The sequence below is a fragment of the Aquidulcibacter sp. genome (assembly GCF_020253525.1).
Lineage (GTDB): Bacteria > Pseudomonadota > Alphaproteobacteria > Caulobacterales > Aquidulcibacteraceae > Aquidulcibacter.
The window spans coordinates 1-24,801 of sequence record NZ_JADCBK010000094.1; the positions used below are offsets into that span (position 1 = coordinate 1).

Genomic DNA, 24,801 nt, shown 5'->3' on the forward strand with positions numbered 1-24,801 from the left:
ATCCTTCCGGCCCACCAAACCGCAACCGAAATTGTTCTTGCGACATCGGAATAGTAAAGTGTCCGTTTTCTTCGAAAACGGATCGCTTGCGACGCAGCAAAGCTGCGCACTTGACGACCCAGATGTCGCGCTCATCCTCGATCATCCATTTTGGTGAAACAAGGTTTCCACCAAAATGGGTCCAGACGGAAAAAACCTTTCAGGCCGCTTCTTCTGGCGGGATCGGGCGATGTGTCGCGTTAAATCGCCCACGAACAATAATGTATGGCTTTTGGGGCAGGCAGGGCCTGCGCATAAGCCTTCCTGACGTAAACTTGAACAGAGCCACTTCAGGTTTTGCTTGACCGTTTGGCATTCAAGGACTGGGATTCACCTTAGGTGCGGCGCTTCTGTCGCCGGATGACACCGAATGCCACATCACTGAAGCGGCTACCGCTCGCTTTAGATACCGATGCAATTCAGAGCTAAAGGGAAATAACAGGTGACCGAATTCTGGGCAGCAATCGGCTTGATGGCATCCTTTCTGGCGTTAAGGCGTCTGGCTCGCTGGTACAAATGGAGCGCATTGATTCCCTACTTGGCCGTTCTTGGGTTGGGTTTGTTGTTCGCCTTTAGTTCAACCGTTACCTTGGATCGTTTGCGGCAATACTTTACCCCACCCTCTGACATCGCTGGTTTCCTGTCACAAGTTGCCATGACGCTGATCGTAGGCTTGGGAGGTGCGGTTTTATATATCCTGATCCATAAGGCCTTTCGACTGCCGCGTTCGGACGACAACAACCCATATGAGCGCTTTCTCACCGCAAAGCCTTATCAATTCTGCATTTTCGTTGCGCTTTATCTTCCCGTTATGGCGACGCTAGAAGAACTTGTATTCAGGGTGGCCTTTATTGGCATAGGATTGTCTGATGGCAGCACGAATTTTGAGACGTTTTGTCTTGTTTTGATGTCGTCAATTATCTTCGGCTTGGCTCATTTGTCGAAGGAAAGGCCGGGGCATGCCATCCACGCCGGGATCGCCGGCCTCATCTGGGGCTGTGCCTTTACCATTTCTGGATCAATTTGGGTGCCTTTGGTAGCGCACACCCTACACAATATGATCTTCTTTACCGCGCTCTATGTGCGCCTGCAAATCTCTCCGGAGGTAGAGTGAAGTCTAAATCGAGATTATTTCAAATAGGCTGAAAAGGCGCTACCCAACCACCTTCTGCTCAATCGCCCCAAAGATGGAGTGGCCGGAGGCGTCATCGGCCCAGATGCGTACGACTTGGCCGTGTTTGAGGAAGGGCGTCTTGGCGGCACCGTGCAGAATCGTTTCTACGACGCGCACTTCGGCCAAGCAGGAATAGCCAAGGCCACCTTCGGCGATCGGCTTACCTGGGCCACCAGCCGCATCGCGGTTGGACACCGTGCCAGAGCCAATAATCGTGCCAGCGCAGAGGTTACGGGTACGGGCGGCATGGGCGATCAATTGGCCAAAATCAAACGTCATATCCACGCCGGTTTCGGCCCGTCCCAAGGGCTTACCATCGAGGTCCACGCTTAAGGTGACATGCAGTTTGCCGCCGTCCCATAAAGGCCCGAGGCTGTCGGGCGTCACGGCGACAGGGGAGAACGCGCTGGCGGGTTTGGCCTGGAAGAAGCCAAAGCCCTTGGCCAATTCATTGGGGATCAGATTGCGCAGGCTGACATCATTGACGAGACAAATGAGAGCGATGTGGTCACGCGCTGCTTCTGCGCTAATTCCCTGCGGCACATCGGTGGTGATGACGGCGACTTCGGCCTCAAGGTCACAGCCCCAAGCTTCATCGGCCAGCGGGATGGGCGCACGTGGCGGCAAGAAATCGTCGGAGCCGCCTTGATACATTAGTGGGTCGGTCCAAAAGCTTTCTGGCATCTCAGCGCCGCGGGCTTGGCGCACCAATTGGACATGGTTCACATAGGCGGAACCATCGGCCCATTGATAGGCGCGCGGCAGCGGCGAATGGGCCTCACGTTCATGAAAGCGTTCGGTGGGAACTGCACCGCGTTCAAGGGCCTCGCTCAACGTCTGTAGGGCAGGGCCGCACCGGGCCCAATCGTCAAGCGCGGCTTGTAAAGTTGGAGCGATCAGGCCCGCATCGGTACAATAATTCAAGTCAGACGAGACCACGACGAGGCGACCATCGCGGCCAGATTTGAGTGAGGCGAGTTTCATCAGCGTTTCCTAAAGGCTGGGTGGTCCCAGACCGTTTCTATGGTACTTTTTAAGCCGGATCAGATTTTGCGTGGCTGGCGCGGGCCTTGGCGTGCAGCCAGTCGGCATGGCGTGGCGCTTTTTTCGTGCGCGACCATTCTTCCAGCATCTCGGGCGCAACCCGTCGCAGTTCGGTTAGTTCTGCAGCAGTGCCGGTATCATGGGCGAGTTCCAACCTGTGCCCATTGGGGTCGAAGAAATAGATGGAGCGAAAAATGCCGTGATCGGTTGGGCCAATCACCGTGCACCCGCGCGCCTCAGCTCGCGCCTTGCCAGCGAGCAAAGCTTCTTCACTATCGACCTTAAAGGCGATGTGCTGCACCCATTCGGGCGTATTGGGGTCGCGGCCCATGTCCGGCTGCTCAGGCAGTTCGAAAAAGGCCAGCACATTGCCGCCGCCGGCATCGAGAAAGACGTGCATATAAGGGTCATAGGCACCGGTAGAGGGCACATGGTCTTCGGCAAAGGCGATTTGAAAATCCATGCCCAACACGTCGTGATAAAAGTCCACCGTTTCCTTCGCATCGCGGCAGCGATAGGCGACATGGTGAATGCCTCGAAGCTGGCTCATGACTCGTCCCTTATCCTAGTTCTCGTCTGCATAAATGGCCACGCGCGCAGGGCTAACCGCACTCATTTGCGCGCGATACATGCCAGGTGTGTTCATGCTTGCAACCGTCTGCCCCCGCGCATTGACGACAATGACCCCGCCATCACCGCCCAAAGCGGTCAGGTCCTTTTTCATAACCGCATCTGCTGCAGCCTGCAGGTCCATGCCGGGCTCTGCCGCCTTATCGCAAATGGCACGGGCAACGCCTAAGCGGATGAAATATTCGCCCGTTCCAGTGCCCGAGACCGCGCAGGTGGGCGTCGCATAAGTTCCCGCCCCAATGACGGGCACATCGCCGACGCGGCCCCATTTCTTGCCGGTGAGACCGCCAGTGGAGGTGCCAGCCACCAACATGCCCTTGGTGTCGCGTACCACAATCCCAATCGTCCCAAAGCGCGCTTCCCCTGACTTGGCCGCATTCGGGCCCGAGCGGACGGGGCCATCATTGGTGAGGCCCGGGGGCTTTGGCGGGATTGGCATTTTTTGTTCGGTCAGAACTTCTTCAAGAATTTGCCAGCGCCGCGCCGTCAAGAAGAAGGTGTTGGGCACTTGTTCAAGGCCTTGTTCGCGGGCGAATTGATCCGCGCCTTCGCCGATCAGAAACACATGTGGAGTCTTTTCCATCACGGCACGCGCTGCACTGATCGGGTGGCGAGTTGTCATCATGCCCGCAACTGCGCCCGCCTTAAGGCCTTGGCCAACCATAATGGCTGCGTCCAAGGTCGCTTTGCCAGAGGCATCAATCGCTGCACCCCGGCCTGCATTGAATAAGGGATTATCTTCCAGATAACGGGCTGTGGCTTCCACCGCGTCGATCCCGTCGCCACCTTTGCGGAGGATATCGGCACCAATCTCAATGGCTTCTGCCAAGGCGGCGCGATAGGCTTTGTCCTGCTCGGGCGTTAAGTCCTTGCGCTCAATCACGCCAGCCCCGCCATGAATAGCAATCGACCAAGCAGGCATGGGGGCTGGGGGGCTTGTCAGGAAGGTGCGGGTCTTTTCCGGGCCGTCACCTATTTGGGTGGTCATGGTGCAGGCACCCAGCGCGAAACCTAAAGCCGCTATGCTGCAAAGCGCACCAAATTTTCCCATCCTAAACCGCTCCCAATTTCGGCCTTAGCCTTGCAAAACCCCGCGTCGAATCTGGTCCAATTCGATGCTTTCAAACAGGGCTTTGAAATTGCCTTCACCAAAGCCCTCATTTCCTTTTCGCTGGATAAACTCGAAAAAGATAGGGCCAACGGCATCCTTGCCGAAGATTTGCAACAACAGGCCTTGGCCTTCGCTTGGCGCACCATCAATCAAGATTTTGCGCTGACGCAGGGCTTCCACATCATGGCCGTGACCGGGCAGGCGGGTGTCGATCAAGTCAAAATAGGTATCGATCGTGTCCTGCAGTTCGACACCGCGAGCGCGGAGCTGGTCGACTGTGGTCAATAGGTCGGAGGAACCCATGGCGATATGTTGAATGCCTTCACCCTTATAGCGCTGAAGGAATTCTTCGATCTGGTCGGTCTTGCCTTCTTCGCCCTTGCTTTCGTTCAAGGGGATACGGATTTTGCCACAGGGGCTGGTCATGGCTTTAGAAAACAAGCCGGATACTTTGCCTTCAATGTCGAAATAGCGGATCTCGCGGAAGTTGAAGATGCGCTCATAATAGTCTGCCCATACGTCCATTTTTCCGCGGAACACATTGTGGGTTAGGTGGTCGAGATAGGTCAGACCTGTTGAATTGATGGCTTCTTCTTCGGCAGCGCCGGGGATGGGTTTAAAGTCGACATCATAAATGCTTTGGGCACCATAGCGATCAACCAGATAGATAAAGGCTCCACCAATGCCCTTAATCGCAGGAATATCCAGTTCCATCGGCCCGATGGGGCTGTCGACAGCTTCGGCCCCGCGCGCGACTGCCTCCCGGAAGGCGTGGGCGGCATCCTTGACCCGAAACGCCATGGCATTGGCCGATGGTCCGCGCTGCTGGCGGAACTCAGCTGCTTGACCCACAGGCTCCATATTGAGGATGAAGTTGATGTCGCCTTGTTTGAACCGGATCACATTCTTCGAGCGATGCTTGGAAACCGCCGTAAAGCCCAATTGGCGGAAATAGGTCGCCAATGCGTCGGGGTCTGGGCTTGTGAATTCAACAAACTCAAAGCCATCAGTACCAAGGGGGTTTTCAAACAAGTCCGTCATCGGGGGCTCCAACCATAGCTAGCCCCATTATAGTTTCATTTGTTACTAATTGCCAAGATGGGGCAACACCTATTTTGCCAATTTTTCGGTCTGGTCTTCCAACTTGCGCAGCATGGCTTCCAAGCGCTCAGCGGCTTGGCCGCCAATGGCCTCAATCAGAGACTTCTCAAAGGCGAGCGCAACGGGGGCGACCTCTTGAACGATGGAAACCCCTGCTGCCGTCAGGCTCAACTCAACAGCGCGACGGTCTTTTTCGCTCGGCTTGGATTGCACGAGGCCACGTGTGATCAGGGCTTGTGCTGCACGGCTGACGGTGACTTTGTCCATGGCGGTGCGGGTGACGAGATTTTGCTGCGACAGCGGCACGCCTTCGGCGAGGATCGCCAACAAGCGCCATTGTGGGATCGTCAACCCAAATCGTGCCTCGTAGGCCTTGGCAATCAAGGCGCTGACCTTGTTGGAGGCCACGCTTAATCGATAGGGCAGATAGGTTTCAAGATTGAGGGGCTTCATGATCTAGGTGTGGGTCTTTGGTTGGTGAAGACGAGATCAAACGCCAGTTGTCTGCGTCCTGCTTCGCCGATCTTGGTCAAAGCTTCTAGGGCTTCTTCGGCTTGTAAGATACGGGATTCTGCCTCTTGGAGAGAAGCTGTGAAAAAGGGGTCGTAGTCTGCAGAATAGCGCGCTTCTTGCAGTGCAATGCAATTGCTTGCCCAAACATGTTGTACGGCCTTGGCAGGACTCATGGGGACTGTTTTTGACCGCTCGCGGCCGCCTTCTGCGATCTTAAGCGCTATCTTGCGGAGCGTAGCATGCTCCAAAGCTCGAAAGGCACGTTGATAGCTGGCCTCACTTATCGCCCCTGCAGCGTGTTCAGGCTCAACAAAGGTTTTGGCGATGGGCGCACACACTTCTGAGAAAATGGCGTAATAGGCGGTGCTCACCGCTCTGTTTCGTGCAACTCTTGCCTCTGCGGTTTCGCCAGGCAGAAGCAACAAGCGGGCGACATCCAAAAGCGGATAAGTCATGGCTAAGCCGCTTGTACTTTTTCGCCCGCCAATCTGAGATACACAGGACGATCAATTTGACGGTCAGCTAGGATGGAAATGATCCAAGTATGCGCAGAGCGATACTCTGGACCACTGAGGAAGGGCTTATGGGTTGGCAGGTAGAGCGTCACAAACACAGCCTCTTCCCCGGTCGAATCGAGCTCTGTTCGTGCCTCAATGTCGGCAGGACTCCACCCGAGAACATTAAAGCTGTTCGCAAGGGCCTTTTGCAAAAGGATGGTTAGCTTGTGTTCGTGTTCCATAGGGTAACTCTAACGTAAACTGCACACTTAAGCTACAAAAATCAGCCTGCCTGCGTCTCTGGGGCGGTTGCAACAAAGGCCGGATGCGCGCGCGCTTTGGTATCGGCGGCAACCAAAAGCGGGAAGGGGGTCAAGTCCACCCCATAGCGGCGGGCATTATTCATCTGTGGAACTAAACAGATATCCGCCAAAGTTGGCGACGGCCCAAACAAATAACCCTGTTCTGGTGACCAAACGCGCTTGGCCGTCTCAATTTCTAATGCGGCAAAGCCTTTGGCAATCCATTCCGCACACCATTGCGTTGTACGTGCTTCATCGGCGCCAAAGTCGGCAGCCAGCTTGCGCCGAACACCCAAATTTTGCACCGGGAAGATATCGCTCGCAATGGCATGGGCAAAGGCGCGGCATAAGGCCCGCTGCCACGTATCAGTGGGATAAAGGCTCGGTTCTGGGATGGTGTCTTCCAACCAGTCCATGATCGCAAACGATTGGGTCAGAACCCCGTGCTCGGTCACGATTGCTGGCACCCGACCCTCGGGGTTGAGAGCGCGATAGGTCTCCGACAAATGGTCATTGGCAATCAGCGAGACAAAGTGGCTGTCACTGGTCACCCCTTTCAGGGCCAAAGCAATGCGAACGCGGTAGGAAGCCGAGGAGTGGGAAAATGTATGTAATTGAAGCATAGGCTTCTCCTAGCATAGTGCGTGTAGCCTCACCATATGGAAGGCTAACAGGGGTTGAGATCGGCGGCGACGGTGGCTGCTAGACAAAACGATCAGGCAACTCAATCGACTCATTACGGCCTCGCACACAAAATCGTGTAGTAAAGTTGTCTTGCGTCCAATGCTTAGCGGCATGATATTAAGGCCAAGCAATGCGACAGAAGGCTGTCCGCATGTTGAAAAGGAAAGAAAATGAACGACCAAAATAGGTTTCACGCTCAAGCGATCCCAGCCGGGACTACGATGGACATGTCCGTCGACGCTGGCCTGCGGAGCTTTATGTTGGGCGTCTACAACAAAATGGGCCTTGGCTTGGTGCTCTCGGGCATCTTGGCCTATATTACATCATCGGTGCCGCCGGTCCGCGATCTGTTGTTTGTGATGAACAATGGTCGCATTGGCTACACCGGCCTCGGGATGGTTGTGGCGTTTTCACCCATGGTGATCCTGCTCATCTCGATGTTTGCGATGCGTAACCCATCGAAGACCGGTGCGAGCCTGTTGTACTGGACGATTGTGACGCTGATCGGCGCGGGCCTTGGCGTGTTGGCTCTGATCTACACGGGTCAGTCCTTGGCCTCGACCTTCTTCATCACGGCGTCGGCCTTCGGTGCTCTGTCGTTGTGGGGCTATACCACGAAGCGTGACCTGACGGGCTTTGGTTCGTTCTTGATCATGGGCATGTTTGGCCTGATCTTGGCCGGTATCGTCAACATCTTCCTGCAAAGCCCGATGATGAATTTCGTCATCTCCGGCTTGGGCGTGTTGATCTTCTCAGGTCTGATCGCTTTTGATACCCAGCGTTTGAAGTTCGAGTATTATTACTTGAAGGGCAACGAAACCGCGATGTCAGTTGCAACCACGATGGGTGCCTTGAGCCTCTATCTGAACTTCATCAACCTGTTCCAATTCTTGCTCAGCTTCTTGGGCGACCGCGAATAGGCTGATAGGTCCAGCTAAAAAACAAAGCCCGTCGACGAAAGTCGGCGGGCTTTTTGTTTGACCAGATCGGCAAGGCTTTAGGCCTCGTCCCCCTCATCCAGCACATCGTCCAGCAGGTCTTGCGACTGGGCAAAGGGCAGGGCGGTCAGGGGCGCGCTGCCCGGCAGGGTTTCGACCGCCCGCAATTGCCGACCCAGCACATTTTCGCGGGTGCGGGCTTGTTGCACAACCGTCTTGGCTTGATCCAGCTTGTCTTCAACTTTCTTCAAGACGCCGCCAAACTTCTCAAACTCTTGCTTGACCTTACTCAGCACCTGCCAGACTTCGCTGGAGCGCTGTTGGATCGCCAAAGTCCGGAAGCCCATGCGCAGGCTTGTTAGAGTCGCCATCAAGGTCGTGGGGCCAGAAACCAAGACTTTGAAGTCGCGCTGCAAGCTGTCAACGAGGCCCGGCCGGCGAACCACTTCGGCAAACAAGCCTTCGGTTGGCAGGAACATGATGGCAAAATCGGTTGTGTGCGGAGGCGCGATATATTTCTCGAATATGTCTTTGGCGGCGATCTTGATGGCGCGTTCAAGACCCTTTTGTGCAGCATCGATTCCCACCGTGTCGGCCCGTTCTGAGGCATCAATGAGGCGCTCATAATCTTCCACCGGCAGCTTGGCATCAATCGGCAGCCAGACCGGCGTATCACCATCATTGGGCAGACGGATGGCGAATTCGACGCGTTGGTTGCTGCCCGGTTTCACTTCAACATTCTGGGCATATTGCTCTTGGCTCATTGCCTGTTCCAGCAGCATGCCCAAAGTAGCTTCACCCCACGTGCCGCGGGCTTTCACATTGGTTAGGACGCGTTTGAGGTCGCCAACGCCGGTGGCAATGGTCTGCATCTCACCGACAGACTTAAATACGCGCTCTAATTGCTCATTCACTTGGTTGAAGGAGGCACCCAAGCGTTGCTCCAACGTGCCTTGCAGCTTTTCATCAACCGTCACGCGCATCTGTTCCAGCTTAGCTTCATTTTCCTGCCGCAGGACATCAAGGCGGCCTTCGACGGTTTGGCGCAGCGCCAGCGCGGTGCGATCATTTGCCTCCATCATTTCCTTGATCTGGGTTTGCGCTTTGCTGAGCTCCTCAGCTTGAGAGCGGCCCTGCGCTGTCATGCCGTCGACCAATGTGGCCGAAAGCAAAGCAATGGCTTTATTGACCTCCTCGCGCAGGGCGCGGCTGTCTTCGCTGGTAGCGGCGCGATACTCCGCCAAACTCACGCCAAAGGCGTCGAGCCGCTCGCGCTGGGCAGCCGACATGACGTCAATCAGACGCTGCAGGTCTTGGGCGATTCCTGCCATGCGACTGGCCATTTCTTCGCGCGCTTGCAGGTTCTGGCGTTGGGCTTCTTCGCGAACCGAGGTGATGCCGGTCTGAAGGTCCTGCCGATAATCGACAAAACGCACATTCATGTCCTCAATCCGCCGACCCAATTGGGTCAAAGGACGGTTAGACCGCGTCAGGGCAAAATAGACCGCGACTAAGAGGATTAACACATAGAGGCCAATAACAGCCATCAAGTTCAAAAATTCGGGCGAAATGGTTTCCGGGCTCGTGGAGGGGGCCATGGCTAAGATGTCCTTGCGACTCAATCTGGAGATAGTCTGACATGTTTGTGCCACAGCTGGTGCCGGGCTCACACACAGCACGACAGTCTAGTCTAGTTCTACGTCAAAACGGGACGCAGTCGAGCTTTTGATAAAACAGATTGGGAGGTGGCAAGATAAAAAAAGGCCGCGCCATGGTTAGGCGCGGCCACCCTCTCGCGAGAGCCAAAAGGGCGTCTCCTCCCCGAAACGCCGCCGGACCGAAGTCCAAGCCTCTTTTGTGTGACAATCTGTCACCTTTCTGTCAAGTCCTTTGGACTCTCTGTTGCAGCAATTCGAAGGACAACTAAATTCCACTGTGCGGTCAACACACCTGATAATCTTCCCAAATTACAGTATTCACGGCCTCGGCATAAGCGGTGCAATTACGGCCCCAATTTTGTGTAATTTGCCCTTTTTCATTCTTGTACCAAGAATTGCAGCTGGGATCTGCCCAAACAGTTCGGCCTAAATCTTCTTGTAACTTCGCGATAAACCGTGCCTGAGCCTCGGGCTTAATGCTCGCGGATTTGGCCTTTTGTTCGGCTAGGCCTGCCAGCATTGCCCGCACATACTCAATCTGCCGCTCAATCATAAAGGTGATGGAATTGTGGCCCAGATTGGTATGGGGGCCATAGAGCATGAAGAAGTTTGGGAAGCCCGCTGTGGTGATGCCCAAATAGGCCTCAGGCCCTTCTGCCCAGTGATCGGCAAGGCGTGTCCCTTGTTGGCCGACGACATCTAAGCTCCAGTGCCAGCCGGTCGTTTCAAATCCGGTGGCATAAATCACCACGTCCAAATCATAATGGGTGCCTGTTTCAACGCTGAGGCCCGTTGCATCAAACCCTTCGATCCTAGCGGTCTCGAGCGTCACATGGTCTTGGGTGAGGGCGGGGTAAAAGGTGTCGGTGAAAAGAAAGCGTTTGCAGCCAACGGGGTAATTGGGCGTGAGCTTCGCGCGGAGAACAGGGTCTGCAATCTGCTTTTCCAAATGGCGCTTGGCGATGTCGGCATAGGCAGCGCGGCCTTCCGGGGTCCAGCTAAATGTCTGCCAGAAATACGTGTCGGCGGTGTCAAAAATCATGGCGCGATTGCGTGCGCCTAGGTCCATCGCCGCTTGTGGGTTGCTGAGCAGAAGCGCAATTTCGGTGGGTGGGATTTCGCGGTCACCGCGAGGCCCGATATAATTGGCAGAGCGTTGAAACACCACCAGCGAGCCCGCAACCTTTGCGACTTCTGGAATCAATTGTACCGCGCTCGCCGCAGAGCCAATGACCCCCACCCGCTTGCCTGTAAGGTCGATGTCATGGTTCCAAGCTGCCGAATGCATGCTGGCCCCCTGAAAGCCTTCTTGCCCCGGAATCGGCGGGATTGACGGGCGGTTCAATTGACCCAAGGCCGAGATGATGGCCCCGACCTGGTGAACTTGGCCGTCGCGTGTGGTGATCGTCCAGTGCTGGTGGGTCTCGTCCCAGACAGCAGAAGTGGCTTCGGTGTTCAGGGAAAGCATGGGGCTTAAATCGAACCCCGCGACCAATTGTTCGCAATAGGCCTGAATTTCGGCCGAGCTGGGATAGGTGTTGGTCCAATGGATCGCCGGGGCAAAGCTATATTGATAGAGCGCAACCGGCACATCGCAGGAGCAGCCGGGATAGGTATTCTGGGCCCACGTGCCCCCAACGCGGCTGGCTTTCTCCAGCAGGATCAGATTGGTGTAACCAGCCTGTTTCAACTGAATGGCAGCAGCAAGCCCACCGAGGCCCGCGCCGATGATTGCGATGGGGGTTGAATGATCCATGAAAGTCGCTCCCAGTTTTTATTGTGAGCGCCACGATCATACAAAAAGAGCTGGCTTACAATGCCCCTGTTTGGCTGGGTCTCAGGCGCGCAGATCGCCAAAGGCCAGACGATGCGCCCGTGTTATCTTTCCGCCCACGCCGGCAAGCTTGAGATCGAGTGTCTGACCTGCCCAATCCACCTCAACAAGGCCAAAGTTAATCGGTCCATAGCCATCACCAATCCGATTGCTGGCAGGCTCTCTTATCCAATCTGTGCCGGGTGCTGTGGTAAAGCCCTTATTGATCCCAGAGGCTGTGATGTCTGTCAGCGGATAGGCAACGCCGGTTTTTTGTTGATGGATTGAGCCAAAATGGCGGTCGCCAGATGCAAAGACGACACCATTGGCCTTGGTTTGGGCAATCAGATCATACAGCCGTTGTTGCGCCCGCGGGAAATTGCCCCAGCGCTCCCAGCCGTGGCCGTCCGCAATGACTTGGATAGAGGAGATGATGAGGCGCAAATCGGCGGGCTTTTTTAACTCCTCTTCTAAAAACGCCCATTGCGCAGCCCCCAAAATGTCGGCTTCAGAGCTCAGGGGGTGGGGGATATAGCGTTCTTTGCCCGGTGCATTGCGTTGATCGGTTCGCACAAGGGGGTCGCGAAAATAGCGCGTGTCGAGCAAAATGACCTGCAAGACTTGGCCAGGCGGGCCTGAACGAAACGCACGATAAATGCCCGGACGCTGGCGAATTGGGTTGTTGCGCGCAATGTTCCAAAAGCTCACGAACATGGCTTGGGCTTTGGCCTTAAAGGCAAAGTCTCCACCGCCATCATTCATGCCGTAATCATGGTCGTCCCAGACGGCTTCTGTTGGCGTGGCAGAGACCAGTCTGCGAAAGGCCGGTGCCTCGGAAAGCTTGCGATAGGCTTCTTTCAGGCCGGGCAATTGCGGATCTTTGGGCGTATCAGAGCCATAGACATTATCGCCCATCATAATCAGGAGATCGGGCTTTGCCGCCTGAACATCGTCAAGCAGGCTCAAGTCCAAGTCTTGGTCTGAACATGAGGTGAGTGCGATACGTGACACACGGCGATTGCCAAGTCGTGGGCTGATGGGCGCGCGGGGAAAATCGGGCAAATCTTCCAAGAAAGGCTTGGCGGTGACGCAGCCTGCTAAAGGCAGTGTGGTAAGGGCAGCACTGCCCCCTAGGGTCAAAAATTGGCGTCTTTGAAACATGCTTTTCCCTTAATCCCACTCAGCGTCATCTTCATGACAAAGTGAGGGTGAGTCGCACCTGTCATGAAGCGAACGGTCTTGAGCCGGTCAAGGTGTGGGCTTAGCACTGTTAGACAAGGGCTGCCGCCACCCGATACGTGGCGACAGCCCCGGCTTGATTAGTTCTTCTTCAGATCAAAGCGATCCAAGTTCATCACTTTGGTCCAAGCGGACACAAAGGCATCGAGGAAGCGGGCTTGCCCATCTTGGCTCGCATAGACCTCAGCCAAAGCCCGCAATTGCGAGTTAGACCCAAAGACTAGATCAACCCGCGTTGCCGTCCAAACCTTGGCTCCGGTGTGACGATTGCGGCCTTGATAGAGGCCAGATTCTCCCGCAATCGGGGCCCAAGCCACATCCATATCAAGCAGATTGACAAAGAAATCTGCCGTCAATGTCTCAGGGCGTGCGGTCAGAACACCATGGCGTCCATCCGGGCTTGTCACCCCTAAAGCGCGCAGGCCGCCTACCAATACTGTCATTTCAGGCGCGGTGAGGGTCAAAAGCTGCGCCCGGTCCACCAGCAATTCTTCAGCCGAAATCGACAGATTGGGCTTTTGATAATTGCGGAAGCCATCTGCGACCGGTTCCATCACTTGGAACGAGGCCACATCGGTTTGCTCTTGGCTGGCATCCATCCGCCCGGGGGTGAAGGGTACTTTGATGCTATGGCCTGCCTTGGCGGCTGCGGACTCTAGGCCGACAGAGCCTGCCAGAACAATCAAATCTGCCAAGGAGACTTTTTTGCCCGAGGTAGCTTTGGCATTGAACTTGGCCTGGATGGTGCGCAAGTGCTCCAATACCTTGGCCAATTGCTCAGGTTGGTTGACCTCCCAGTCCTTCTGCGGGGCCAAAGCGATGCGAGCCCCATTGGCCCCACCACGCTTGTCTGAGCCACGGAACGTCGAGGCCGACGCCCAAGCTGTTGACACCATTTCCGAAATGCTAAGACCTGTAGCCGCAATTTCTGCCTTTAGGGCGGCAATATCGGCGTCATCTACCAAGGCATGGTCCAAGGCAGGGATTGGATCTTGCCAGATCAATTCTTCGGCTGGAACCCAAGGGCCAAGATGCAGGGCGCGTGGGCCCATGTCACGGTGGGTGAGCTTATACCATGCCCTTGCAAAGGCATCGGCAAACTGGTCTGGATTTTCATGGAAGCGCTTGGAGATCGGCCCATAAATCGGGTCGAATCGTAGCGCGAGGTCGGTGGTAAACATCACAGGCGCATGACGCTTATTGGGGTCATGTGCATCCGGGACTGTGCCATGGGCATCGGCTTCTGCTGGCACAAATTGGGTCGCCCCAGCTGGGCTCTTGGTCTGTACCCATTCATAGCCAAACAGATTGTCGAAATAATTATTGTCCCACTTGATCGGATTGGTGGTCCAAGCCCCTTCAAGGCCGCTGGTGATGGTGTCTGCACCCTTGCCAGAGCCAAAGCTATTGGCCCAGCCAAAGCCCTGTTCCTCAATTGTGGCACCTTCAGGTTCAGGGCCCACATATTTGCTGGGGTCTGCGGCACCATGGGCTTTGCCAAATGTGTGGCCACCCGCGATCAATGCGACGGTCTCTTCATCATTCATCGCCATACGGCCAAAGGTCTCGCGAATGTCGAAGGCCGAGGCCAAGGGGTCAGGCACGCCATTGGGACCTTCTGGGTTCACATAGATCAAGCCCATCTGAACGGCAGCCAAGGGGTTTTCTAATTCCCGTTCGCCTGAATAGCGCTGGTCATCCAACCAGCCCTTTTCTTTACCCCAATAGATATCTTCTTCTGGTTCCCAGACATCCACACGACCACCAGCAAAGCCAAAGGTTTTGAAGCCCATCGACTCAAGCGCACAATTGCCTGCGAGGATCATGAGGTCGGCCCAGGAAATGGCACTGCCATACTTCTGTTTGATCGGCCACAGCAGGCGACGGGCTTTGTCGAGATTGCCATTGTCGGGCCAGCTGTTCAACGGCGCGAACCGCAAGGTTCCAGCGCCAGCGCCGCCCCGGCCGTCACCCGTGCGATAGGTCCCGGCACTATGCCATGCCATCCGAATGAAGAAGGGGCCATAATGGCCGTAATCGGCTGGCCACCAATCTTGCGACTGGGTCATCAATGCCATCACATCGGCCTTTAGTGCGTCGAGGTCTAAAGCTTGGAAAGCGGCGGCATAGTCAAAGCCTTGTCCCATGGGACTTGAAAGGCTGGTATGCTGATGCAGCATTTTCAGATTAAGCTGGTTTGGCCACCAATCACGATTGGATTGGGTTCCAACTTTAGCGGGTTGGCCGCCACCATGCATAACAGGGCATTTGCCTTGGGTTTCCATCGTCATATCCTCTTTTTTTGGTGGTGAAGTCATGGATCTACCCTAAGGCCACAGGTAACATTGGTCCAATCGATTATATGACGTTGATCAATAGCTTTAATCTATGTTGCATGCGCTCGGGTTAGCCGGGGTGGCCTTAAGTCGTCTTATGCAGGCGGCTTTGATAGAAGCCGGGCTTATTCATGACGGTTCCGGCTGCTTCATCCAAAGCCATTACCGCCCGCGACAGCGCCATATATTCGGCCCCCCCAGGCCGATAGGCTTGCGCCATGGTCAAGAGTTGATCGCGATAGGCGCGCAAGCGCTCAAAATCCTGCTCGGGGGCAAGAAGGCCAAGATAAGAACGTGCAACCATAGCCCATAGTATGTTCTTCTTTTGTTCTTTTGCAAGGGCCAAATGCGGGCAACAGGCTGTGTCGCAGCATCGGGATGTGGATAGAGCGCGGCAAGCCTTGCGTCTGTCCGGCGCGGCCTTCCTTGACGCAGACGTCACTTTGGCTTCCTATGCCCGCAATCGCCCACACATGGGCAAAACCCTGGGGAGGCAAACAGATTATGACACCACTTTTAACCGTTCTGGCTTGGACTTTGGTTTTGGCCTTTGTCCAGATTCTGTTGTTTGATGTCGCCCGGACGGGCCAATATGGCTTGAAGTGGAACATGGGGGCCCGCGATGAAACCATGCCGCCGCTCTCGCCCATGGCAGAGCGTCTCCGCCGAGCGCAAGACAATCTCTACGAGACCCTGCCCCTCTTCATTGCCGCAGTTCTGATTGCGGTTGCAGCGGGCAAGGAAAACGCGATTACGGTTTGGGGTGCCCATATTTATCTGATCGGACGGATCATTTACGTGCCGCTTTATGCCTATGGCGTGAAGAATATTCGCTCTTTGGTATGGATTATTTCCACCATCGGCCTTGGCATGGTGATTGTGCCTTTGCTGCTTGGCTAGGCGATTTGGGCAACCTTTAGGACGGCCAGCGCCTTGAGAAGGGGCGTTGGCGGTTCTGCCCGAGGCAAGTGCGTAAGGGTGGCTGGACAGATCACGTCTTATGCGCGCACCATCTTACTAGCCCAGTAAGATCAAAAGTAATGGAAATCCGACAATGCGTGACCGCTGCTTTCGCCAAGCCAAATTGGCCCTCATAAGTTTAAGCCTTGGGATGCTGGCCTTTGGCCCAGCGCTTGCCAAGACTATGCCGTCAGAGCGCGCAGCACGCGCGCTGCATGAGCGGATTTTGACGCTTGATACCCATCTAGATACGCCCGCTGTCGTGGCGCGTCCGGGGTTTGATATTCTCAAGCACAATGACTGGAAGACCGCCTTTGCCCAAGTCGATGTGCCGCGCATGAAGGAAGGCGGGCTCGATGGCGGCTTTTGGGTGATCTATACGGCCCAAGGTCCACGAACACCTGAAGGCCTCAATGCTGCGCGCGATGCGGGGCTGATGCGCGCCGTGGTGATCCGCGAAATGCTGGCGCGCAGTCCCAAAGTCTTTGGTCTTGCCTTGAAGGCCGATGATGCAGCCAGGATTGCCGCTGAAGGTAAGCGCGTCGTCTTCATGTCGATTGAGAATTCTTACCCCTTGGCCAAGGACGTTTCTCTGCTTGAGACCTTTTACAAACTCGGTGTGCGTATGGTCGGGCCGGTCCATTTTGCCACCAATGACTGGGCGGATAGTTCAACGGATAAAGCCGAATGGGGTGGGCTTAGCCCGCTGGGCAAGCAATTGGTGGCAGAGGCTAATCGTTTGGGCATGATCCTTGACCAGTCTCATGCCTCCGACCAAGTACTCGACCAGATGCTGGAATTGTCGACGGCACCCATCATCGCCTCGCACAGCGGCTGTAAGGCAATCTTTGACCACCCACGCAATTTGGATGATGACCGCCTGAAAGCTCTGGCTGCCAAAGGTGGCGTGATCCAGATGAATGCTTTTGGGGCCTATTTGAAGGCTTTGCCGCAATCGCCAGAGCGCCGCGCGGCCCTTGCAAAACTGGCGGCTGCTTATCCCAATCTCGCCAGCCGCAGCCAAGCCGATCAAGAGGCTTTCCGCCAAGCCCGCGTGCGCTTGGATGCAGAGTTTCCCGAAAATCGGGCGACCTTTGATGATTTCATGGCCCATCTGCTCCATGCAATCCGGCTGATCGGCGTGGATCATGTTGGTATTGGCCTTGATTGGGATGGTGGCGGTGGGGTCGTTGGCCTTGAAGATGCCTCTAAGGTTTGGAAGATCACGCAAGCCTTGATGGCCGAAGGCTATTCTGAGGAAGACATAGCCAAAATCTGGGGCGGCAATGTGCTGCGCGTGATGCGGGAAGTAGAAGCCAAGGCGCAGAAATAAGGCTTGCGGGCAGGGCGCTTGGCCAAATGGGTCGATGCGTCTAGAAGGGCGTCATGACCCAGTTAAACAGCCAATTTTTGACCGCCCTCCGTCTCCAAGTTGATTTCGCTGCGATGGCACGGATCGGCAAAACCCCCTTGGGTAATCGCCTCATCGCGCCGGTGACTGGAGGTCGATTTGAAGGGCCCCGTTTGACCGGCGATGTCCTTCCGGGCGGCGCTGATTGGGCGCTTTATCGCGGGGAAGACCGCATGCTGGTCGATGTGCGTTTGACGCTGAAGACCGATGATGGGGCTTTGATCTATCTGACCTATCAAGGAGCGCTGCGGACGTCTGCAGAAGATATGGTCCGCTTCAAAAAGGGCGAGATCTTGCCAAAAGAGGCGTTTAACTTGCGTACCGTTACCCGCTTCGAGACAGGTGCCGCCCAGTATGACTGGCTGAATGATATGATTGGCATTGGCGTCGGGACGCAAGAAGCCACTGGCGTTGTCTACCAGATTTTTGAAATCCTCTAATCCGCGCTGGGGCGGCAGCTTTACAAGCTTAGGCCAATGGCATTAGCGAGGCCAAATTGCCGACGTGGGAAGGGGCCAGACATTGCCAACCGATATCGAAATTGCTCAAGCCGCAACTCCTGTCCCCTTGGCCCAGGTCGCAGCCAAAATTGGCATTCCAGCAGACGCTCTAATCCCCTTTGGCCGCACGAAGGCTAAACTCGACACGGCACGACTGGCGGGGGCCAAGCGCGACCATAAAGCAGCGCTCGTTCTGGTCACAGCCATGAGCCCAACGCCTGCTGGCGAAGGCAAGACCACCACGACAATCGGTCTGGGCGATGGTCTGGCCCGGCTGGGCAAGTCAGTTGCGATCTGCCTACGCGAACCCTCACTCGGTCCCTGCTTTGGGCAAAAAGGCGGTGCCACGGGTGGCGGCCACGCCCAAGTCATCCCGATGGATGAGATCAATCTCCACTTCACCGGCGACTTCCACGCCATCACTGCCGCGCATAATCTGTTGGCCGCCATGGTCGACAACCATCTCTATTGGGGCATTGCACTTGGGATTGATCCCCGCAAAGTCGTGTGGCGGCGGGTGATGGACATGAATGACCGCGCGCTTCGCTCGATCGTCAGCTCCCTTGGCGGAAATGGACAACCGGTGGAGACGGGCTTTGACATCACAGTTGCCTCAGAAGTCATGGCTATCTTTTGCTTGGCGAAGGATTTGGCAGATCTGCAAGCCAGACTGGGGGCCATTATTGTCGCGTATCGGAAAGACCATAGTGCTGTTACCTGCGCAGACTTAAAGGCCGATGGGGCCATGACCGCCCTTTTGAAGGAGGCGTTTGAGCCCAATCTGGTCCAGACGTTGGAGGGTAATCCAGCCCTGATCCATGGCGGGCCTTTTGCCAATATTGCCCATGGGTGCAACAGCGTGGTGGCCACCAAAACAGCCATGGGCTTGGCTGACTTTGTTGTGACCGAAGCCGGTTTTGGCGCGGACCTCGGCGCTGAGAAATTCTTCAACATCAAATGCCGCAAAGCAGGCCTCAGCCCGAAGGCGGTTGTTGTGGTCGCCACAATCCGTTCCTTGAAAATGAATGGTGGGGTGGCAAAGTCAGACCTTAGTCGTACGGATGTGGAGGCTTTGGTTCGCGGCTGCGCCAATCTTGGCCAGCATTTGGAAAATCTCGCCCGCTTTGGCGTGCCCGCTTTGGTGGCAATCAATCATTTTGTGCAGGATTCAGCTGAAGAGATTGCCGCGGTTGAGCGCTTTGTTGAGGGCCACGGCAGCCGTGCCATCCTGTGTCGTCATTGGGCAGAGGGCGGGGCCGGCACGCAAGAGCTGGCGCAAGCCGTGGTTGAAGTGGTCGAGGCAGACCGTGCGCGCTTTCAACCGCTTTATGCCGATGATCTGCCCTTGAGCGCTAAGATCGAAGCAGTTGCCAAAGACATTTATCGGGCCGCCGAGGTGGTGATCGATAAAGCTGCCCTCACCAAACTCCGCCGCTGGCAAGAGGCAGGCTTTGGTCATCTGCCAGTCTGTATGGCCAAGACCTAATATAGCTTCTCAACCGATCCAACCATCTTGGGCGCGGCGCAAGGCCATGTCGTAACCGTCCGCGACGTGCGTCTAAGCGCCGGGGCAGGCTTTGTTGTCGCATTGTGCGGCGACATCATGACGATGCCCGGCCTGCCCAGAATCCCAGCCGCTGAAGCCATTGGGGTGGATGCAGACCGTCACATCACCGGCCTATTTTGACGGCGCAGCCCCGATCGTAAACGGCCCAATTGCGTCCATGATTTTGGGGTCATTGGCGGATTTGGCCCCGCCGAAGATAAAGGCCCCAGCCTTGGGCTCTAGCGCGCGATAGGCGGCATCATAATCCCAGGTCGTCAGATAGAGCTTAGCTCCACTCAAATCGGCTTGCTCACCAAAGCTGGAGCTTGGGAAAATCAAAGTAATCCGCTTGGCGTCTTTATCCACCGAAATGCTGGGAGCCGGACCCGTCTTGGTGCCTTCTTGGGTCGCACTGGCACCGACATGGCTGAACAGTGCATTGGTCCAGCCATGGGCGCGGAATCGATAGTGCCAACTCATGCCGTCTGGTAATTCCCCGCGCTGGTTTGGCATGACGCGCGCGCCGCTATCGGTCTCACCTGGCAATTGGATGAAGCCGGTTAGGCTAAGATGGTCAAAGCCATTTTGCGGGCTCCACACTTGGCTAATCGCGCCCACATCAATCTCGAGCTTGAGAGCACCGCCAGCAGTCGAAGCCCGCACGCCGCGCAAGTCCATGGTGGGCTCGGCAAAGCTCGGGTCAGTTGGATAAGCATAGGCTGCCCCCGGCGGCCCCGTATCGTCCCCCGCAGGATCGGCCACATTATTGCGCAGGTTCCAAGCCGGGCGCACGCTGAATGTGCCCGCGTTTGAGGCTTGACCCGAGTTGGTAGCATAGGCCGTCACCCGATGCGTGATGGTCTCATCGACAAAAGCGGCGGTGGAGATTTTCGCGGACCAGCGCCCTGTGGCATCGGCTTGGACAGTTTGGGCATCGCCCAAATTGCCATCGAGTACGAGCTTGATGGTTTCTGAGGGTGCAGCTTGCCCCCGCACGGTCAAAGTCGGCTCGGTAATCGGGCCAGAGGGCAAAGGGTCTAGGGCCAAGCTGTTGGGTGCGGCCTTCAGGGTAAGCGGCGGGGCTTTGGAAACCCGCCATACGGCCCCCGCATGTGGACCCAATTCGGTTGTCAGGCGCTGGTTTTGGCCGACCACCAAGAGAGGGGCCTTGCCGTCCATCGCAAAGAGCGGCTGAAGAACCGTACCTGCGCCTTTGCCGATATCGAGATTATCGAGAAGGACCGGATGGTCGGCGGTATTCATGGCAACCACGAGGGTCTCGTTGCCATCCTGCATTAGATAGACCAGTGCCCCAGCACCAGCAGCCTCCCCCGCCAAAACTTTCGGCGTGCCGCGCGATAAGACCCGGTTTTCGCGACGCAATTTCGTAAGGCTGGCGATATAGCGATAAAGCGGGCTTGTGGTGTCGAAATGATCGCGTCCGCCCGAGCCCCAACCTTCGGCAAACATGGCGGCGCGCTGGACGGTGAAGCCTTGCTCTGTCCCATAATAAATGACGGGAATACCCGGTAGCGTCATCATCATCAGCAGGTTTTGACGCAAGCCCGTTTCTGTTCCGCCACTCAAAAAGCGGTCGACATCGTGATTATCGAGGAAGGTCGGCATCAGATGGGGCTGTTTGTGCAACGCCATCATAGTTTCGATCCGATAGGCCAATTCTGCGGGCGGTCTGCCGCGCGCGAAGACATCTGTGGCGGTGCCATAGAGCGGGAAGTTGATCATGCCGGGCGCACGCGCTTCGCCATTTGGGCCGACCATATAGCTGTTGATGCGCCGGGCGACTTTGTCTTCAAAGCGGCGGTCCATCCCAAAGCCTTCGCCAAAGACATGGAAATTGTCCCGGCCAGTCCGTCGCGCCACTTCGGCAATTCCAGGTGCCTTTGGGTCCTTGCTGTACAGAAAATCGGTCATTAGTTCTGGCGGCACATAGAAGATCGTATCGACCCGGAACCCATCCACCCCCGCTGCCTTGATCCAATGCGCATAGGACTCGCGCAAGGCGCGCTTCACCACAGGATTTTCGGTATTGAGGTCATCGAGGCCGCTTAGTTGAAAATTGAGCTCTTGATCGCGGATGGACAAATTATTGATGTCCGGCGTCCAATGATAAATCCCGGCTTCACGGTCCGCCTTCCGGCGCGGGTCATTTAAGGAAAACGGATATTGCGTGGGGGCTGCCATGGGCACGGAGTTTGGATATGGCGTATAGCCCTTGGTCGGGTCTTTTGGGTCGTAATCTGGCCCATAATTGAAGAAATTACCGGTATGGTTGAGGACGATATCTTGGATCAGATACATGCCCCTGCCGTGCAGCGCGCGCGATAGGCTTTGATAATCCTGAAGCGACCCCAAATGCCGATCAATGGCTTTGAGATTGCTCGCCCAATAGCCATGATAGCCGCCATAGCCCGTCGCGGGGTCCAGCCATTGATTTTCGACCGGCGGCGTCACCCAGACGGAGGTTGCACCAAGGCCCTGAATATAGTCGAGCCGCTTTTCAACACCTTTGAGATCACCCCCTGAAAATCGCCCGCGCTGGGTGGGGTCAAATTCACCCTTGCCTTGGTCATTATTGCTGGGGTCGCCATCCTCAAACCGATCGGTCATCACAAAATAAATGACCTGATCACGCCAATCGGGCGAGGGCACATGTAGGGGCCCTGTGGCCTGCGCCATTGCCCCACCGCCCGCCAAAGTCGCGCACGTCAGTGCTGCCAAGCTTAAGCCTTTAAGAAGCGAACGAAAGGTCATGCAGAAGTCCTTATGGGCTGGGGTAAGCTGCGTGTCTGGCCGGCGTGTCGATAGGCACGCGGGGTTAGTCCAAAACGCTGTTTAAACTGAAAGGCAAAATGGGCGGGGCTGGAAAAGCCTGCATCTTGGGAAATGATGCCAATGGGGTCCCGGCCTTGAACCAAGCGCCGTGCGGCCAGTTGCAAGCGGTAAATCCGAATATAGGCGGTTAGGCTCATGCCCATAATCTCGGCAAACCGCCTGGAAAAATAATTGGCTGACATGTGACAAAGCGAGGCCATTTGCTCCAAGGTCCAGTCCTTGCCCGGCTGGGCGCGCAGGGCGTCCAAGGCTGGGCGCAGGCGGTCGACAGGCAGCGCGACTTGTTGGCCCTTGCCGTGCAATGGGGCGGGCGAAACCCGGGTGGCATGGGCGGCCCACAGGATCAACTCAGCGGTTCGGGCCACGATGGCCGATTGTGCGTTAGTCTGGCTGGCTTCTAAGAGGAGGTCACAGAGCGTGTTCAGTTGCTTGCTTTGTTGCGGGCTTGGCAGGCCATAAAATGGATGGCCCAAGTCCAATTCTGGCAGAACTTGAGAAAGTGCCTGCACCGTATCGGCGTCCAGTTGCAGCAATACCCACGATTTTTCCCCGGGGCTGAAGGCATAATCATGGCTGCACATCGGCGGGACATAGACGACACTGTGTGGCTCAAGTGTGGTCTCTTCCCCGTCCAACCAAAATGAGCCCTTGCCGGACTCAAAAATCACCAATTCGGCGACGCTGTGATAATGGGGAAAGCGATCTAAACCCGGTGCGTCGGGGCCATGCTTTACCCGCTCAGCCCATACGTGCGTGCCAGCGGCTAGTTCAACGGGTTCGCAAAGGTGACGCAGCGGCATGGTGTTACCATGACTTGAATTGAGATGGGGTGCAAGATTAGCTTGGCTGACGAGGCTGTGAACCGGGCGGCCTACCCACCTGAGCGCATCATGTCTCTGGCTAAATGATCGCCCACGCGCAAAGCATTGGCCACAATCGTCAGCGTTGGATTGACGGCGGCAGAGGAGACAAACACGCTGGCATCCACCACATAGAGATTGTCCAAATCATGCGCCTTGCACCATTTGTCGACGACCGAAGTTGCAGGGTCGTCCCCCATCCGCAACGTGCCGCATTGATGGGCTGTGCCATAGAGCGGCAATTCTTGGTCAATGGTGAAATTGGCTTCGAACAAGGAAGAGCGTTCCCGCGTGAACCCTTCAAGCCCAGCTTCTAACTTCTCGACCAATCTCTTATGCGCCGTCAAATCGCCTTCGGTGTAAGACAGCTTGATCCCGCCATTTTCATTCAGTGTCACCCGATTAAAAGGCCGAGGCAGGTCTTCCGACATGACCAAAAAGCTGACCATGCGTTCGGCCAATGCGTCCATGAAACTGTCGGGCAGCAGATTGGGGCTGATGAAGTCTGCTAACTGCCCTTCAAGCGTCTGCCCGGACATATATTCCAGCATTTGGATTTGCCCCATCGGATAGGGGAATTCCTGTTGGGTATCGCCATAGTAAAAATCATTGACGCAGAGGGTCTTTGGGAAGCTGGAATCGAAATGCCGCAATGCTACCGAAATCACCGCCGATGTGGTGTGAAACATATAATTGCGCCCAACTTGGTCCGAGCTATTGGCTAGGCCATTGGGATGTTGCGCGTTGGCGGACTTAAGCAATAGGGCCGCAGAATTGGCCGCACCAGCGGCTAACGCGACATAATCGGCGGAGAAGGAGACCTCGCCATCTGGTCCAGAGGCCACCACTTCGGTGACTTTCTTACCACGTGCGTCCGTCTTCAACTCCAGAACCTTATAGCCCGGTAGAAGCGTCACATTCGAAAAGGCCTCTAAAGGCTTCAGTGCGGCCGTGCGGGCATCGACCTTGGCCAAGAGACGGCATGGGAAGCCGCCACAGGTCTTGCAACGCACGCATTTGCCTTCCTGCGGATTGGCATCATTGCGGCGAATACCCAAAGGCAAGGGCGAAGGGGTCCAGCCCAAATCCTCGAAATGGGCTTTCAGCCGCAGCATGCCGGGGTCATGGGTCAGGGCGGGGAAGGGGTAAGGTGGGTCGTTGGGATCGTCCGTTGGATCAATCCCGCGTTCGCCATGCACCTCCCACAGGCGCTCTGCCTTCTCATACCAAGGCCGCATATCGTCATAGGTAACGGGCCAAGCTGGGCTGACGCCATCGACATGGTCTACCCGGTCAAAATCCAGCGGCTTAAAACGCATCAGGGCGGCACCATAGAAACTCGTATTGCCGCCCACCCAATAATGGGTGTTGGGGGTAAAGGGCTTGTCATCCTTATCGGTCCATTGCTCGTCGGTGCGATAGATTCGGTCGACAAACACCCGTTTCGGGTCCCAGTTTTCACGCCCAACGGGAAGATGCTCACCCCGTTCTAAGATCAGGATTGACTTGCCCGTGTCCGCCAAAGCTTGGGCAAAGCTCGCGCCGCCGGCACCAGAACCGATAATCACAACATCATAATGGGGCATCAGAAT

21 protein-coding genes and 1 pseudogene are annotated in these 24,801 nt (G+C 56.0%); 6 read left to right on the forward strand and 16 right to left on the reverse strand.

Features of this window, described 5'->3' with window-relative positions:
• The first annotated feature begins 481 nt into the window (after positions 1-481).
• Complete coding sequence (locus IOB61_RS11305) at positions 482-1,153, forward strand: CPBP family intramembrane glutamic endopeptidase (RefSeq protein WP_290816590.1); 672 nt, start codon at positions 482-484, stop codon at positions 1,151-1,153.
• A gap of 39 nt (positions 1,154-1,192) precedes the next feature.
• Here IOB61_RS11305 and IOB61_RS11310 read toward each other — a convergent pair whose 3' ends face one another.
• The 8 genes from IOB61_RS11310 to maiA form a co-directional block, all read right to left on the reverse strand.
• Entirely contained in the window at positions 1,193-2,197 is a 1,005-nt protein-coding gene (locus tag IOB61_RS11310; RefSeq protein WP_290816593.1) for a fumarylacetoacetate hydrolase family protein, read from the reverse strand.
• Positions 2,198-2,246: 49 nt separating this feature from the next.
• The gene (locus tag IOB61_RS11315) at positions 2,247-2,807 is read right to left on the reverse strand and encodes a VOC family protein (protein WP_290816596.1); all 561 of its coding nucleotides are present in this window, start codon (positions 2,805-2,807) and stop codon (positions 2,247-2,249) included.
• A 15-nt stretch (positions 2,808-2,822) separates the two neighbouring features.
• Positions 2,823-3,875 carry an isoaspartyl peptidase/L-asparaginase family protein gene (locus IOB61_RS11320; protein ID WP_290816599.1) on the reverse strand — a complete coding sequence of 351 codons (1,053 nt, stop codon included), beginning with the start codon at positions 3,873-3,875 and terminating at the stop codon, positions 2,823-2,825.
• A gap of 87 nt (positions 3,876-3,962) precedes the next feature.
• Positions 3,963-5,039: a 4-hydroxyphenylpyruvate dioxygenase gene (gene hppD, locus IOB61_RS11325; RefSeq protein ID WP_290816601.1), complete on the reverse strand. Its 1,077-nt coding sequence runs from the start codon at positions 5,037-5,039 to the stop codon at positions 3,963-3,965.
• Positions 5,040-5,108: 69 nt separating this feature from the next.
• Positions 5,109-5,552 (reverse strand): MarR family winged helix-turn-helix transcriptional regulator, encoded by a 444-nt coding sequence (locus IOB61_RS11330; protein WP_290816603.1) that lies wholly within the window; start codon positions 5,550-5,552, stop codon positions 5,109-5,111.
• Positions 5,549-6,067, reverse strand: coding sequence for a hypothetical protein (locus IOB61_RS11335; protein ID WP_290816605.1), 519 nt, complete (start codon positions 6,065-6,067; stop codon positions 5,549-5,551). The genes IOB61_RS11330 and IOB61_RS11335 overlap by 4 nt, the downstream gene beginning before the upstream one ends.
• A gap of 2 nt (positions 6,068-6,069) precedes the next feature.
• Positions 6,070-6,351, reverse strand: coding sequence for a hypothetical protein (locus tag IOB61_RS11340; protein WP_290816608.1), 282 nt, complete (start codon positions 6,349-6,351; stop codon positions 6,070-6,072).
• A 41-nt stretch (positions 6,352-6,392) separates the two neighbouring features.
• On the reverse strand, positions 6,393-7,034 hold the full coding sequence (maiA, locus tag IOB61_RS11345) for a maleylacetoacetate isomerase (protein WP_290816611.1): 642 nt from the start codon (positions 7,032-7,034) through the stop codon (positions 6,393-6,395).
• A 231-nt stretch (positions 7,035-7,265) separates the two neighbouring features.
• Here maiA and IOB61_RS11350 point away from each other — a divergent pair, with 231 nt between their 5' ends.
• Positions 7,266-8,015: a Bax inhibitor-1/YccA family protein gene (locus IOB61_RS11350; RefSeq protein WP_290816614.1), complete on the forward strand. Its 750-nt coding sequence runs from the start codon at positions 7,266-7,268 to the stop codon at positions 8,013-8,015.
• A gap of 77 nt (positions 8,016-8,092) precedes the next feature.
• Here IOB61_RS11350 and rmuC read toward each other — a convergent pair whose 3' ends face one another.
• The 5 genes from rmuC to IOB61_RS11375 form a co-directional block, all read right to left on the reverse strand.
• Complete coding sequence (gene rmuC / locus IOB61_RS11355; protein ID WP_290816617.1) at positions 8,093-9,631, reverse strand: DNA recombination protein RmuC; 1,539 nt, start codon at positions 9,629-9,631, stop codon at positions 8,093-8,095.
• Positions 9,632-9,974: 343 nt separating this feature from the next.
• The gene (locus IOB61_RS11360) at positions 9,975-11,447 is read right to left on the reverse strand and encodes an NAD(P)/FAD-dependent oxidoreductase (protein WP_290816620.1); all 1,473 of its coding nucleotides are present in this window, start codon (positions 11,445-11,447) and stop codon (positions 9,975-9,977) included.
• Between the two features lie 81 nt (positions 11,448-11,528).
• Positions 11,529-12,665: an alkaline phosphatase D family protein gene (locus tag IOB61_RS11365; protein ID WP_290816623.1), complete on the reverse strand. Its 1,137-nt coding sequence runs from the start codon at positions 12,663-12,665 to the stop codon at positions 11,529-11,531.
• Positions 12,666-12,823: 158 nt separating this feature from the next.
• A complete protein-coding gene (gene katG, locus IOB61_RS11370; protein ID WP_290816688.1) occupies positions 12,824-15,028 on the reverse strand; it encodes a catalase/peroxidase HPI in 2,205 nt (734 codons plus the stop codon).
• Between the two features lie 136 nt (positions 15,029-15,164).
• Entirely contained in the window at positions 15,165-15,383 is a 219-nt protein-coding gene (locus tag IOB61_RS11375) for a hypothetical protein (protein ID WP_290816626.1), read from the reverse strand.
• 200 nt (positions 15,384-15,583) lie between these two features.
• On the opposite strand from IOB61_RS11375, the gene IOB61_RS11380 reads away from it, so the two are divergent.
• The 4 genes and pseudogenes from IOB61_RS11380 (at position 15,584) to IOB61_RS11395 (ending at position 19,637) form a co-directional block, all read left to right on the forward strand.
• Positions 15,584-15,979 carry an MAPEG family protein gene (locus tag IOB61_RS11380; protein WP_290816630.1) on the forward strand — a complete coding sequence of 132 codons (396 nt, stop codon included), beginning with the start codon at positions 15,584-15,586 and terminating at the stop codon, positions 15,977-15,979.
• Between the two features lie 154 nt (positions 15,980-16,133).
• On the forward strand, positions 16,134-17,372 hold the full coding sequence (locus tag IOB61_RS11385) for a dipeptidase (protein ID WP_290816632.1): 1,239 nt from the start codon (positions 16,134-16,136) through the stop codon (positions 17,370-17,372).
• A 53-nt stretch (positions 17,373-17,425) separates the two neighbouring features.
• Positions 17,426-17,890, forward strand: coding sequence for a DUF3237 domain-containing protein (locus IOB61_RS11390; protein ID WP_290816635.1), 465 nt, complete (start codon positions 17,426-17,428; stop codon positions 17,888-17,890).
• A gap of 82 nt (positions 17,891-17,972) precedes the next feature.
• Positions 17,973-19,637, forward strand: a pseudogene (locus IOB61_RS11395) (formate--tetrahydrofolate ligase).
• On the opposite strand, the gene IOB61_RS11400 reads toward IOB61_RS11395, so the two are convergent.
• The 3 genes from IOB61_RS11400 to IOB61_RS11410 form a co-directional block, all read right to left on the reverse strand.
• Positions 19,629-22,268 (reverse strand): alpha-amylase family glycosyl hydrolase, encoded by a 2,640-nt coding sequence (locus IOB61_RS11400; protein WP_290816638.1) that lies wholly within the window; start codon positions 22,266-22,268, stop codon positions 19,629-19,631. The pseudogene IOB61_RS11395 and the gene IOB61_RS11400 overlap by 9 nt on opposite strands.
• Positions 22,265-23,149, reverse strand: coding sequence for an AraC family transcriptional regulator (locus IOB61_RS11405; RefSeq protein WP_290816641.1), 885 nt, complete (start codon positions 23,147-23,149; stop codon positions 22,265-22,267). Before IOB61_RS11405 ends, IOB61_RS11400 begins: the two co-directional genes overlap by 4 nt.
• 71 nt (positions 23,150-23,220) lie before the next feature.
• On the reverse strand, positions 23,221-24,795 hold the full coding sequence (locus IOB61_RS11410) for a GMC oxidoreductase (RefSeq protein WP_290816644.1): 1,575 nt from the start codon (positions 24,793-24,795) through the stop codon (positions 23,221-23,223).
• Positions 24,796-24,801 lie beyond the last annotated feature (6 nt).